Annotated in this window: 12 protein-coding genes; 9 read left to right on the forward strand and 3 right to left on the reverse strand. The window is 59.8% G+C overall.

Features of this window, described 5'->3' with window-relative positions; translation table 11 throughout:
- The first annotated feature begins 22 nt into the window (after positions 1 to 22).
- From BM074_RS17075 to BM074_RS17115, 9 genes are all read left to right on the forward strand, one after another.
- On the forward strand, positions 23 to 979 hold the full coding sequence (locus tag BM074_RS17075) for an alpha/beta hydrolase (RefSeq protein ID WP_091923657.1): 957 nt from the start codon (positions 23 to 25) through the stop codon (positions 977 to 979).
- Between the two features lie 2 nt (positions 980 to 981).
- Positions 982 to 2,169 carry a CaiB/BaiF CoA transferase family protein gene (locus BM074_RS17080; RefSeq protein ID WP_091923659.1) on the forward strand — a complete coding sequence of 396 codons (1,188 nt, stop codon included), beginning with the start codon at positions 982 to 984 and terminating at the stop codon, positions 2,167 to 2,169.
- Entirely contained in the window at positions 2,153 to 3,802 is a 1,650-nt protein-coding gene (locus tag BM074_RS17085) for a thiamine pyrophosphate-binding protein (protein ID WP_091923661.1), read from the forward strand. The genes BM074_RS17080 and BM074_RS17085 overlap by 17 nt, the downstream gene beginning before the upstream one ends.
- 92 nt (positions 3,803 to 3,894) lie before the next feature.
- The gene (locus BM074_RS17090) at positions 3,895 to 4,626 is read left to right on the forward strand and encodes a glycosyltransferase family 2 protein (RefSeq protein WP_027231937.1); all 732 of its coding nucleotides are present in this window, start codon (positions 3,895 to 3,897) and stop codon (positions 4,624 to 4,626) included.
- The gene (locus BM074_RS17095) at positions 4,619 to 4,939 is read left to right on the forward strand and encodes a lipid-A-disaccharide synthase N-terminal domain-containing protein (protein WP_027231938.1); all 321 of its coding nucleotides are present in this window, start codon (positions 4,619 to 4,621) and stop codon (positions 4,937 to 4,939) included. The genes BM074_RS17090 and BM074_RS17095 overlap by 8 nt, the downstream gene beginning before the upstream one ends.
- Positions 4,936 to 6,639: an ArnT family glycosyltransferase gene (locus BM074_RS17100; RefSeq protein WP_244532931.1), complete on the forward strand. Its 1,704-nt coding sequence runs from the start codon at positions 4,936 to 4,938 to the stop codon at positions 6,637 to 6,639. The genes BM074_RS17095 and BM074_RS17100 overlap by 4 nt, the downstream gene beginning before the upstream one ends.
- A 150-nt stretch (positions 6,640 to 6,789) precedes the next feature.
- On the forward strand, positions 6,790 to 7,416 hold the full coding sequence (locus tag BM074_RS17105) for a hypothetical protein (protein ID WP_139217689.1): 627 nt from the start codon (positions 6,790 to 6,792) through the stop codon (positions 7,414 to 7,416).
- 358 nt (positions 7,417 to 7,774) lie between these two features.
- Positions 7,775 to 8,557 (forward strand): hypothetical protein, encoded by a 783-nt coding sequence (locus tag BM074_RS17110; RefSeq protein WP_027231941.1) that lies wholly within the window; start codon positions 7,775 to 7,777, stop codon positions 8,555 to 8,557.
- Between the two features lie 38 nt (positions 8,558 to 8,595).
- Positions 8,596 to 9,225: a hypothetical protein gene (locus BM074_RS17115; RefSeq protein ID WP_139217690.1), complete on the forward strand. Its 630-nt coding sequence runs from the start codon at positions 8,596 to 8,598 to the stop codon at positions 9,223 to 9,225.
- Between the two features lie 13 nt (positions 9,226 to 9,238).
- Here the strand turns inward: BM074_RS17115 and BM074_RS17120 are convergent, their stop codons facing one another.
- The 3 genes from BM074_RS17120 to BM074_RS17130 all read right to left on the reverse strand — a co-directional run bounded on the left by BM074_RS17120 (position 9,239) and on the right by BM074_RS17130 (position 12,876).
- Entirely contained in the window at positions 9,239 to 10,558 is a 1,320-nt protein-coding gene (locus tag BM074_RS17120) for a UDP-glucose dehydrogenase family protein (RefSeq protein ID WP_091923667.1), read from the reverse strand.
- 107 nt (positions 10,559 to 10,665) lie between these two features.
- Positions 10,666 to 11,727 carry an L-glyceraldehyde 3-phosphate reductase gene (gene mgrA / locus BM074_RS17125; RefSeq protein ID WP_091923669.1) on the reverse strand — a complete coding sequence of 354 codons (1,062 nt, stop codon included), beginning with the start codon at positions 11,725 to 11,727 and terminating at the stop codon, positions 10,666 to 10,668.
- Between the two features lie 147 nt (positions 11,728 to 11,874).
- Entirely contained in the window at positions 11,875 to 12,876 is a 1,002-nt protein-coding gene (locus BM074_RS17130; protein ID WP_027231945.1) for an ABC transporter ATP-binding protein, read from the reverse strand.
- Positions 12,877 to 12,904: the final 28 nt, after the last annotated feature.

Raw genomic sequence — 12,904 nt, forward strand, 5'->3', positions numbered from 1 at the left:
AATTGCGGGCGGGAGGCTGCGAATGGCATTTAAAGAGGTTGAGACAATACGCACTGCGACGGGGGCCGCGCTTGCCGTTCGGGTCTCGCAGGCAGAAGCGGAGCCACGCGGCATTGTCCAGATTTGCCACGGCGTCAGCGAGCACTCCCTGCGCTATGCCCGTTTTGCGCAGTTTCTAAGCGAAAGGGGCTTTCACGTTTATGCCCATGACCATCGCGGCCATGGCCTGACCAAAGCGCCGGGAGCCCCGGCAGGACGCTTTGCCCAACAAGCCGGGCGCCAGCACGTGCTCGACGATGTCGACGTCGTCAACCACCTCGCCCGTAACCGGAATCCCGGACTGCCACTCATCCTTTTCGGCCATTCGATGGGCGGGCTGGTTGCGCTCAACTATATCCTGAAGCACCCCGAGAATGTCAGCGGGGCCGCAATCTGGAACGCCAACTTTTCAACGGCGTCGCTCAATCGCCTTGCGCTCGGTATTTTACGGGCAGAACGGATGCTCCTCGGTTCCGATGTCCCGAGCATGATCCTGCCAAAGCTTACCTTTCGCGACTGGGGCCGCAGGGTCAAGAATGCCCGCACGGCTTCCGACTGGCTATCGCGCGATCCCGACGAGGTGGATGCCTATCTCGCCGATCCGCTCTCGGGCTGGGACCCGACCGTGAGCATGTGGCGCGACATTTTCGATTTCATGAACGCCGGTACCAACGATGCTCTTCTCGCCACGTTGCGCCGCAACCTGCCATTCAATCTTGTCGGCGGCGCCGAGGATCCGGCCACGGCGAAAGGCAAGTCGGTCAAGGAGCTCGAAGAGCGCCTCCTGCGCCTCGGTTTCACCGGTGTAGAAAGCCGGATCTATCAAGGCACGCGCCATGAGGGCCTCAACGAAATTAACCGTGACGAGATCATGCAGGATTTTGCGTCCTGGGCGCTGCGCGTCGCCCAACATCCAACGAAAGAACTGGTACAAAACTGATCATGCCTGATGCACCCCTCAAAGGTATCCGTGTCATCGAACTTGCCCGCGTACTGGCGGGACCCTGGGCCGGACAAATCCTCGCGGACCTCGGCGCCGATGTGATCAAGGTGGAAAACCCTGCCGGCGGCGATGAGACGCGCGGCTGGGGACCACCCTTTCTCACCAGCAGCGAAGGGGAGAACCTCTCCGCCGCCTATTTCCACGCCTGCAATCGCGGCAAGCGTTCGATTACCGCCGATTTCGCAACGCCTGAAGGACAGGAGACCGTGCGCGCGCTTTGCCAGACGGCAGATGTCGTCCTTGAGAATTTCAAAGTGGGCGGGCTGCGCAAATACGGGCTCGACTATGAAACCCTCAGCGCCGACAACCCCAAGCTGGTCTACTGTTCGATCACCGGCTTTGGCCAGACCGGCCCCTACGCGGCGCAGGCTGGCTATGATTTCATCATCCAGGGCATGTCCGGGCTGATGTCAGTCACCGGCGAGCCGGACCGCGAACCGCAGAAAGTCGGCCTCGCCGTCGCCGACGTCTTCACCGGACTTTATTCGGTGATCGCCATTCAGGCCGCGCTGGCGCATGTCGCCAGGACCGGCGAAGGCCAGATGATCGACATGGCGCTGTTTGACGTCCAGTCGGCCGTCATGGCCAACCAGGCCATGAACTATCTTGCGACCGGCAAGAGCCCGCACCGGATGGGAAATGCCCATCCGAATATTTCGCCCTACGAAGTGGTGCCGACATCGGATGGGCATATGATCCTTGCCGTCGGCAATGACGGCCAATTTGCCCGCTTCTGCTCGATCGTCGGCCTCGATGCGCTGGCAAGCGATCCGCGGTTTCTGACCAACCGTGCCCGCCTCGAACACCGGGCGGAGTTGACCGCATTGATACGCGCCGAAACGGCAAAGCGCAGCCGGGCGGAACTGCTCGAGGCCTGCGCCGGCAATGCCGTCCCCGCCGGCCCCATCAACGGCATTGGCGAAATGTTCGACGACCCGCAGATCGTCGCGCGGCGGTTGCGCCTTGACCTTGAAGACAGCCACGGCAGCACTATCCCTTCCGTGCGCACGCCTATCGTCATGTCCAAGACCCCTCTGCAGTACGAGCGTCCCTCGCCCCGCCTCGGCGAACACAGCGCCGACATATTGAACGAATTGAAGGATATTACCAATGAAAACCGGCGGTGAACTGATCGTTGAAGCTCTGGTCGCCAATGGCGCCGAGCGGCTCTTCTGTGTTCCGGGCGAGAGCTACCTTGCGGTGCTGGACGCGCTCTACGACACCAATATCGGCGTGACGGTGTGCCGGGCCGAGGGCGGCGCGGCGATGATGGCGGATGCTTGGGGCAAGCTCACGGGCAAGCCCGGCATCTGCTTCGTCACCCGTGGTCCAGGTGCAACCAACGCATCACCCGGCATCCACATCGCCATGCAGGATTCGACGCCGCTCATCCTCTTCATCGGCCAAGTACAGCGCGACGCCCGTGAACGTGAGGCTTTTCAGGAGGTCGAATACCGCCGCTTTTTTGCTGACACGGCAAAATGGGTTGCCGAGATCGACGATGCCCGCCGTATCCCCGAGTTTGTCACCCGCGCCTTCGCCGTCGCGACTTCCGGCCGTCCGGGGCCGGTCGTACTTGCGCTGCCCGAAGATATGCTCACCGACAAGGTGGAAGCCGTCGCGGCGCAAGGCTGGCAGCCGGTTGAAACCGGTCCGTCCGCTGCCGTCATCGAGAAACTCGCCGATCTTTTGCAAGGCGCGCGGAAGCCATTCATGATCCTTGGCGGCTCGCGCTGGAGCGAACAAGCGGTTCATTCAATCACGCGCTTTGCCGAAAAATGGCAGCTTCCGGTTGGTTGCTCGTTTCGTCGCCAGATGCTGTTTGATCATCTCCATCCCAATTATGCCGGCGATGTCGGGATCGGCATCAATCCGGCGCTGGGCGCGCGGGTCAAGGAGGCCGACGTTCTGCTCCTCGTCGGCGGCCGTTTCGGTGAAATGCCGTCCTCAGGCTATACGCTGATGGACAGTCCCTACCCCAAACAGACGCTGATCCACGTTCATCCGGATGCGGAGGAACTCGGACGAGTATATCGCCCAACCCTTGCCATAAATGCCGCGGCCGATGCCTTCGCGGCCGTGGTGGAGCACCTTGCGCCACCATCGCACATCAACTGGCCGGGCGAGGCGGAAACGGCGCACCAATCCTATCTCGCCTGGTCGACGCCGCCGCGGACCGGGCCGGGCAAGGTTGCGATGGGGCCGATCATGACCTACCTCGAAAGCGTCCTTCCGGAAGATTCGATCATGACCAACGGCGCCGGCAACTACGCCACCTGGCTGCATCGCTTTCATCGTTTCCGCCGCTTCGGCACGCAAGCTGCCCCGACTTCCGGCTCGATGGGATACGGCTTGCCCGCCGCAGTCGCCGCCAAGCAGCTTCACCCGGACCGCATGGTGGTGTGCTTTGCCGGCGACGGATGTTTCCTGATGAACGGCCAGGATTTCGCGACAGCGGTGAAGTATGACCTGCCGATCATTGTTCTCGTCATCAACAACAGCATTTACGGCACAATCCGCATGCACCAGGAGCGCGAATATCCGGGGCGCGTCTCGGCGACCGAACTCACCAATCCCGATTTCGCGATGCTTGCCCGTGCCTTTGGCGGCCATGGCGAGACTGTCGAAACGACGGATGCTTTCGAAGCCGCATGGCAACGGGCAGTTGCCAGCGGCAAGCCCGCCATCATCGAAATCCGCCTCGATCCGGAAGCAATCACGCCGACAAGGACACTGTCAGACATTCGCGATAAGCGGTGATCAGCCCGGGCGATGCGTGAATTGAGGTATGGCAAGCCGGTGCGTTCAATGTTATGGAGCGCGCCTGATGAGACAATACGAAAGCGTCTGACTTGAGCAATCCGGCAATCACCATCGTTATTCCCTGCCGCAACGAGGCCGCCAATCTAGCCTTTCTCCTCGATGAAGTGGATGCCGCCATGGATGGCCGCAGCTACGAGGTCATCGTCGTGGATGACGGCTCGACGGATACCACCGGCGACGTGCTCGCCGGCCGCATCATGGCAGGCAAGCCGCTGCGCCATGTGCGCCATGACAAATCCGCCGGCCAGAGCGCCGCGGTTCGTTCAGGCGTCTTCGCCGCCAAGGGCAATGTCGTCGTGACCATGGATGGCGACGGCCAGAACAACCCTGCCTATCTGCCGCAGCTTGCCGATGCCCTTCTCGAAGCCGGTCCAAGGACAGGCATCGCTGCGGGCCAGCGCCTGAAGCGAACCGACACCAAGCTCAAGCAGTTCGCCTCGAAATATGCCAATCGCCTGCGCGGTGCGATCCTCAAGGACAACACGCGCGATTCCGGTTGCGGCCTGAAAGCGCTGCACACGCAGATCTTTCGCGAACTGCCCTTCTTCGACGGCTGGCATCGCTATCTGCCCGCCCTCGTCATTCGCGAAGGCTATGGCGTCGTCCATGTCGACGTCGTCGATCGCGAACGGCGGCACGGCAAATCCAACTATGGCATTCTCGACCGCGGCCTGCGCGGCATTCTCGATCTATATGGTGTCTGGTGGCTGAGAAAACGCCGCAAGACCGTCCCAACTATCACGGAGATCAGCCATGGCTGACGCTATAACCAATTGGCTGCACTCGGTATTCGTCGCGCAGTTCGATGCCTGGGTCGTGCTCGGCTTCTTTGCGCAGGCGTGCTTTACCATGCGCTTCGTCCTGCAATGGCTGGCATCGGAACGGGCAAAGCGCAGCGTCGTGCCTGTCACGTTCTGGTTCTTCTCGCTGTTCGGCGGCGCCCTGCTGTTCGTCTATGCCATCGTGCGCAAGGACCCCGTCTTCATCGCCGGACAAGGCCTCGGACTTGTCGTTTACGTTCGCAATCTCTGGCTGATCGCCAATGAGAAGAAAGCGATGACGCAAGACTCGTGAGCGCATTGGCGAGCCACATAGAGACAACGCCTGCCGCCACGACGCCGCGGCGGTTACGCCTGAGCCACTATCTGCTGCTGGTCTTCATCTGCATCGTTTCGTTCGTGCCGGGCATCGCCTCGATCCCCCCGCTCGACCGCGACGAGTCGCGCTATATCCAGGCCACTCACCAGATGGCGGAAAGCGGCGACTATGTCGATATCCGCTTTCAGGACGCCTCGCGCTACAAAAAGCCGATCGGCATCTACTGGCTGCAAAGCGCTGCCTTGAAGCTGACCGGCTTTGACGACAAGGCGCCCGCCTGGGCCTACCGCCTCGTCTCGGTGGCTGGCGCGACCGTAGCCGTGCTGGCAACCGCAACGCTCGGCGCTTTCCTTTTCGGGCAAAGCGCCGGTCTTCTCGCCGGGATTGCTCTCGCCTCGATCGTCATGCTCGGCTTTGAAGCACGCGTCGCCAAGACGGACGCGACAGTGCTCGCAACGGTCGTCATGGCACAGGCGGCGCTCGCCTTCATGTGGATGGCGAGCCGCAGGCAGGCGGCCGAGACCTGGGCACCCGCACTCACCTTCTGGGTGGCGACGGCTGTCGGCGTATTGATCAAGGGACCCATTACGCCTTTCGTCAGCCTGCTCACAATGGCGTCGCTCAGCCTCTACTACCGAGAATGGCGCTGGCTGAAGGGGCTGAAGCCCATTGCCGGCATCATCATCCTGCTTGCGATCGTCCTGCCCTGGCTGATCATGATCACCATGAAAAGCGGCGGCGCCTTCTTCAACGAATCGGTTAACAAGGATTTCCTTTCCAAGGTGGGTGACGCGCAGGAAAGCCATGGCGCACCGCCTGGCTATTTCGCCTTGATCTTCGTTTTCTTCATCTGGCCGTTCGGCGTGCTGGCGGTCCGCGGCGGCCTGCAGGCGCTCGGGCGCTTGCGCGAGGATCCGCGCCTCGCCTTTCTAGTCGCCTGGTACGTGCCGTTCTGGCTGGTGACGGAATTGATCCCCACCAAACTGCCGCACTATGTCCTGCCCGCCTACCCCGCGCTCCTCCTGATTATGGCCTGGGCCATCGACACCGGGGTCGCATCGGGGCCCTATCAGGGCAAATGGCAGATCTGGATCGAACGGCTGACCTTGCTCGGCCTTGCCGCCGCCACGCTGGCGCTGATGGGCGCAGGCCTCGTCCTGCCTTACGTGATGACCGGCTCCTTCTCGCTTCCCGGCATCATCGCCTTCTTTTCAGCGTTCGCCGCAGGGCTCTTCGCCAGCGGCCTCATCCTGAATCACAACTTGAAGGGTGCACTGCAAGCTTCTGCAACCTTTGCTATAATTACCCTCGGACTGCTCACATGGGGCGTCGTTCCTGCCTTGACGCCAATGTGGCTTAGCCCGGCGATCGCCGATGCCTACAAGGGCGCCAAGCCCTGCCCGGACAGCGTTCTGGCCTCCGCCAGCTATGCCGAACCCAGCCTCGTCTTCCTTGCCGGCACGAATACAGTGCTGACCGACGGCGCCGGAGCCGCCCAGCATATTCTTGCCGATCCGAAATGCGCGATCGCAGCAGTCGATGAAGGACAGCGCAACGGCTTCATCGCCAGCCTGCCGGGGGGCGAGAAATCCGTCGCCGCCATCGCCACTGTCTCCGGCATCAACTACAGCAAGGGCCGCCGGACCACGGTGACGTTGTATAGGGCTGCGCCCTAGCCACAACCCTTATCCGGGGATCGCTTAGCCATGTCCCAAAGCCTGCGACTAGAGTCGAATTGATTTTCTGGCCCGGTTTATAGGAACCTATTCCCCGGTTCGCGGAGGGGGAATAAGACCATGACCACAATACGCGATGTACGAAATGCCGTGCGCCCGCTCATCGAGCGCCGCGACGACCTTTTCTCGATGGGGCGTTTTGTTTTCATCAAGCCCGTGCGGCACATCCTGCGCGGTGTCCACTTCGAAAGCCGCCGTGACCCGAAAATATTCGGATCGCGTTTGTCCGTTCAGTCGCTGGTACCGGCGCTGCCGGAGTTCCGGCTGGGCTGGGGGGAGCGATTTTATCCTACTGACGAGGAAGGACGAGTGCTCGGCAGTGGTTGGGACGCTGGTGATCCGGCGATAGTCGCGCAAATGCTCGATACGGCCGAAGAGGTACTGGCGCAATTGCATGCTATCGACACCCTCGACGACTATCATTCATATCTTTCGGGCCTTCAGGTTCCATGGATAGCGTCGCCCACACTTGAACTCAGCGAAGTCATGAATCACGCAATGAAGGGTGAATTCGCCACTGCTTGTGAAAAGCTCGAAAGCAGTGATCGCTCGCTCAAACATTTGAACACGCTAACCCCGCGTTTCCATAAGGCGCTTCAGGCCGAAGACCGCGTCGAGGTCACACAAATCCTGCATGACTGGGAGGCCGCCACGGTCAAAACGTACAAGATCGGCAAGTTCTGGGAGAGAACACCGTTTCCGCTAGAGTTTAGGTAGGTCCAAAAGCCTACGACTAGAGTCGAATTGATTTCCTTTAATGCGTTTGTAGGAATATATTCCCATATTAACGGGGTTTCTTTAAATGCATCGGTCGCCGCGAAACAATTCCAAAGACCTGGATTTACAATGGCAGTTACACGCGAATGACGTTCTCTTAAAAGCCGCACGGCTCGCCTCTCAGGACGGGCGTCATGACGCTCTTTGCCAACGGGTCGCAACAGAACAACGCGTTCTCCGGGCAGAGCTTCTGGAGTACCAGCACCTCTGTCGCAAGTACGACCCCGACCAGCCCCGCGCTCCCGCCGGGACTTCCGGGGGCGGGCAATGGGTAAGCGAGGGCGGAAGTGGATCCGCCGTGGCGGACAAGCAACCTCCGAAAGATCAAGAAACTACGACCTTTCAGGGTATTGCGGCCACCGCCTCGAGCGCAGTTCACGAAGCACAAAAGATCGGAGGCAAAATCGGCCGCGAACTTCCGATTCGCAAACTTCCCTTGATCGGTTCTGCGGTGACACTGCTGTCGGCTTTAAAAGAGCCCGCCATCGAGTATCCGGTTGAAGAAGCACTTCGGCTGTACAATGCGATTGTCGCTGCCGGCGATCCGCACACCATTGCGATAGTATCGGCGCGTGCACGTCAATACGTTAAGGGAGAGTCGGAAGAACGGCTTTGGGCAAGCGTGCTCCAAGCCGACATGGAGACGGTTAAGCAATATTGCCCACGATATCTGGACGTTCAGAATATCGCCAATGATGTAGCAGCCACTATGGGTCCTATCGCTCAATATGGATCGCAACAGAACTATGGAAATCAGTTTCACCTGCTGGCTGCGGGCGAAGTTCAAAAACGTTGGCAGGGCCAATTGTTGCCGGAACTCTTCATGATGGCGCCGCTCGCGGGAGCTTCTGATGAATATTACAAAGTAGGCGTGGGTACCCGCGAAACAGATTCTATCGGTCTGGATGTTTATGAACGCGTGGATGATGAGACAGCTTGTATCTATGACTTCAAGACCGGTGCCCGCAGGTTGCGAACGAGACGGATGAATGATTTTTCTTATTCAAGCGCCAAAACCTTTCCGAAAGTAAAGCGGTTCTTCGTCATTGAGATCAGGCCTTCCGTTGGACCCTTCAGTTAGGAACGACCATGACCACAATTCGCGATGTACGAAATGCCGTGCGCCCGCTGATCGAGCGTCGTGACGACCTTTTCTCGATGGGGCGCTTTGTCTTCATCAAGCCCGTGCGGCATATCCTGCGCGGTGTCCACTTCGAGAGGCGGCTTGACCCGAAAATATTCGGATCGCGCTTGTCCGTTCGGTTACTCGTCCCTGCAACCGCGGAGGTCCGGCAGGGCTGGGGGGACCAATTCTTTCCTACGGATCACCAAGGACAAGTGCTCGATAGCGGTTGGGACGCCGGGGTTCCGGAGATAGTCGCGCAAATGCTCGATACGACCGAAGAGATGCTGGCGCAATTATATGCTATCGAAACGCTCGACGACTATCATTCATATCTTTCGGGCCCTTTATTCCCTTGGGTCGCATCGCCCTCAATTGAACTCAGCGCAATCATGAATCATGCAATGAAGGGTGAATTCGCCTCTGCCTGTGAGAAGCTCGAAAGCAGTGACCGCTGGCTCGATCACGTAAATGGTCTAACCCCGCGTTTCTATAAGGCGCTTCAGGCCGAAGACCGCGTCGAGGTCGCACAAATCCTGCATGACTGGGAAGCAGCGACGGTTAAAACGTACAAGATCGGCAAGTTCTGGGAGAGAACACCGTTTCCGCTGGAGCTTCAAGGCTGAAACCTTAAGTGGCTCAACTTGGTCTGCCGATCAGCGGCCGGCCCACGGAATGGTACTCGAGTCCGGTGCCGTCGAGGTCCTGCCCGCTATAGACGTTGCGCAGGTCAAACAGGATGTTCCCATCCATCAGGCTTGCGACCCGCTTCAGGTCGAGGGCCCGGTACACGTTCCATTCGGTGAGAAGCAGCGTAATCCCCGCCCCTTCCACGGCCTCATAGGCCGACTTGCACCAGTTGACGCCGCTCAGTACCTGTTCGGCGGCGGTGCGCGCCTCCGGATCATGCGCCCGAACTGTCAGCCCCGCTTTCTGCAATAGCGGAATGATATCGAGTGCCGGTGACTCGCGAATATCGTCGGTATTCGGCTTGAAGGCGATGCCGAGGACCGCGACGCTCTTCACGCCATGCTTCTGCGCGGCCTCTATCACCCGCTCCGCCATGGAGCGCTTGCGCTGCTCATTGATCGAGACCACCTGCTCGATCAGCGTTTGTGGCGCGTCAAGCTTGCGGCCCGTGGCGGCATAGGCACGCGTATCCTTCGGGAAGCAGGAACCGCCGAAGCCCGGGCCGGCATGCAGGAATTTCGAACCGATGCGATTGTCCATGCCGATGGCACGGGCGACGTCCTGAACATTGCCGCCGGCCTTCTCGCAAAGGTCGGCGACCTCGTTGATGAAGGTCACCTTCATGGCAAGGAAAGCGTTCGCGGCATATTTGATGATCTCGGCGTTTTCGAGCGTCGTAACGATCATCGGCGTCTCACGCAGGTAAAGCGGGCGGTAGACCCGCCTCATCGCGATCGCACCCGCCTCATCATGCACGCCGACGACCACACGGTCCGGCCGAAGGAAGTCTTCTACAGCAGAGCCTTCGCGCAGGAATTCAGGGTTCGATACCATCGAGAACGCAACGCCCGGCCTTGCCTTGGCGATGCGCGCCCGCACATCGGCATTGGTGCCGACGACGACCGTCGACTTGATGACGATCACGGCATCGGGTTTCATCGCCGCCGCGATCTCGTCCGCGGCTGCATGGATATATTGAAGGTCAGCTTCGCCATCGCCGCGCCGCGACGGCGTGCCCACGGCGATGAAGATGACATCCGCATCGGCAACAGTTGTCGAAAGATCAGTGGTGAATACGAGACGTCCGTCCTTGGCATTACGGTCCAGCAGATCGTCGAGCCCCGGCTCGAAGATAGTGACTTCGCCGGCCTGCAGGCGCTCGATGATCGCGGGGTTCTTGTCGACGCAGGTGACCTGGAAGCCGAATTCGGCAAAGCAAACACCCGATACCAGACCGACATATCCGGTCCCGATCATCGCAATCTTCATTGAAAGGCTCCAATCAGCATAACTCTGGCGCAGACATTTCGCATATTAGCGCTGCGCTGCCAATCGCCTGTGACGCTGCCGCCCCAGGCGATTGCAAATGGCGGGCATCAATCCATTTTGACCGGCTTGCGCTCAGGACCCTTGCGCTCGGCCGAAGCTGCCCAGAGATTGATATTGGCGTCGTTGGCGTAGCTGTCGATTTCCGCGAGCTCCGCATCGCTGAATTCGAGATTGTCCAGCGCCTTGACGCAATCGACGACCTGCTGCGGCTTGCTCGCCCCGATCAGCGCCGTGGTGATACGTCCCTTGCGCAGAACCCACGCAAGCGCCATCTGCGCCAGCGTTTGCCCGCGCTTTGATGCGATGGCGTTGAGCGCGCTTATATTCTTGAGGTTGCGGTCACTCAAAAATTCCGGATTGAGGGATTTGCCCTGCGCAGCGCGGCTCTCTTCAGGAACGCCCTTCAGATATTTGTCAGTCAGCATGCCCTGCGCCAGCGGCGAAAAGACGATGGACCCGATGCCAAGTTCTTCGAGCGTGTCGATCAGGCCGTCATCTTCGATCCAGCGGTTGATCATCGAATAGCTCGGCTGGTGGATGAGGCACGGCGTGCCAAGCTCTTCGAGGATGGCCTCCGCCTCGCGCGTGCGCTTCGAATTGTACGAGGAAAGACCGACATATTGCGCGCGCCCGGACCGGACAATGTGATCGAGCGCCATCATCGTTTCTTCTAGCGGCGTATCCGGATCGAAACGGTGCGAATAGAAGATGTCGACATAGTCGAGACCGAGGCGCTTGAGGCTCTGGTCGCAGCTCGCGATGATATATTTGCGGCTGCCCCACTCGCCGTAGGGACCGGCCCACATATTGTAGCCGGCCTTCGAGGAGATGATCAGCTCGTCCCGGTATCCCTTGAAATCGGTTCGCAAGATTTCGCCGAACGCTTCCTCAGCCGAGCCCGGAGGCGGTCCGTAATTATTGGCGAGGTCGAAATGGGTGATGCCGAGATCGAAGGCTTGACGGCAAATCGCCTGCTTGAGCTGATGCGGTGTGTCGTTGCCGAAATTGTGCCACAGGCCGAGCGAAATGGCCGGCAGCCGCAGACCGCTCTTGCCGCAGCGATTATATTTCATCGTGTCGTAGCGCTTGGTATCCGGTATCCAGCCCATCGTCGTCGTCCTGCCCTGAAGTATTGCAACTCGCGCGTGATTCCGCGCGAGCCGGACTATGGCGCAATACCCCATCGATGTCATGGGCGGATTTGGTGACCCTACCGCCCACAGCGCACTTTTCGGGCTACGCCTCGGCCCGGCGTCTCAGCCCTTGATGGCCTGCCCGTCATTGTCGAAACGATAGGTGCGGCCCGGCATCGGCGTCGCAAACAACGTGCTGTCGACCTCATACTGGTGCTCGCCGAAGAGGCGTACCGTCAGCGGACCGAAATCGGTCTGAAGGTAGATGATCGTATCGGCGCCGAGATGCTCGACATGGATGACCGAGCCTTTCCATTCTCCGGATGTCTTGCTCACATCGATATGTTCGGGCCTTACGCCGATTGTCCTGGCGCCGCTCTGTCCAAGTTTGGTGGCATCGATAAGGTTCATCTGCGGCGAACCTATGAAGCCGGCGACGAAAATCGTCTGCGGCGCATTGTAGAGTTCCATCGGCGAGCCGACCTGCTCGATCCTGCCCTTGTTGAGGACCACGATCTTGTCGGCAAGGGTCATCGCCTCAACCTGATCATGCGTCACGTAGATCATGGTTGCCTTGAGCTGGCGATGCAGGCGCGCGATTTCGAGGCGTGTGTTCACCCGGAGCGCCGCATCGAGGTTGGAAAGCGGCTCATCGAAGAGGAAGAGTTCCGGCTCGCGAACGATCGCGCGGCCAATGGCGACGCGCTGGCGCTGACCGCCCGAAAGCTCTGCCGGGCGCCGCTCCAGATAGTCGTCGAGGGACAGCATCGACGACGCGATCTTGGTGCGCTCCTTGATCTCTTCGGCCGGCTTGCCTGCCTGCTTCAGCCCGAGACCCATATTGTCCCGTACCGAAAGGTGCGGATAGAGCGCGTAGGTCTGAAACACCATGGCGATGCCGCGCTTGGCGGGCGGCGTGTTGTTGACCTTCTTGCCGTCGATCAGAATATCGCCGGAGGTCGCGTCTTCGAGGCCGGCGATGACCCGCAGCAATGTGGACTTGCCGCAGCCCGAGGGGCCGACAAATATGACGAACTCACCGTCCGCAACCTCAAGGTCGATGCCCTTAAGGACGTCGACTTGGCCGAACGACTTGCGGATATTCTCAATCTTCAAAGAACCCAATGTCTTGTTCCCGTTCGTTGATTCTAAA

This window comes from Phyllobacterium sp. CL33Tsu (assembly GCF_900113985.1).
GTDB lineage: Bacteria > Pseudomonadota > Alphaproteobacteria > Rhizobiales > Rhizobiaceae > Phyllobacterium > Phyllobacterium pellucidum.

Coding starts and splice junctions, on each gene's coding strand:
- BM074_RS17075 (WP_091923657.1), top strand. CDS start 23: ATGGCATTTAAAGAGGTTGAGACAATACGCACTGCGACGGGGGCCGCG.
- BM074_RS17080 (WP_091923659.1), top strand. CDS start 982: ATGCCTGATGCACCCCTCAAAGGTATCCGTGTCATCGAACTTGCCCGC.
- BM074_RS17085 (WP_091923661.1), top strand. CDS start 2,153: ATGAAAACCGGCGGTGAACTGATCGTTGAAGCTCTGGTCGCCAATGGC.
- BM074_RS17095 (WP_027231938.1), top strand. CDS start 4,619: ATGGCTGACGCTATAACCAATTGGCTGCACTCGGTATTCGTCGCGCAG.
- BM074_RS17120 (WP_091923667.1), bottom strand. CDS start 10,558: ATGAAGATTGCGATGATCGGGACCGGATATGTCGGTCTGGTATCGGGT.
- mgrA (WP_091923669.1), bottom strand. CDS start 11,727: ATGGGCTGGATACCGGATACCAAGCGCTACGACACGATGAAATATAAT.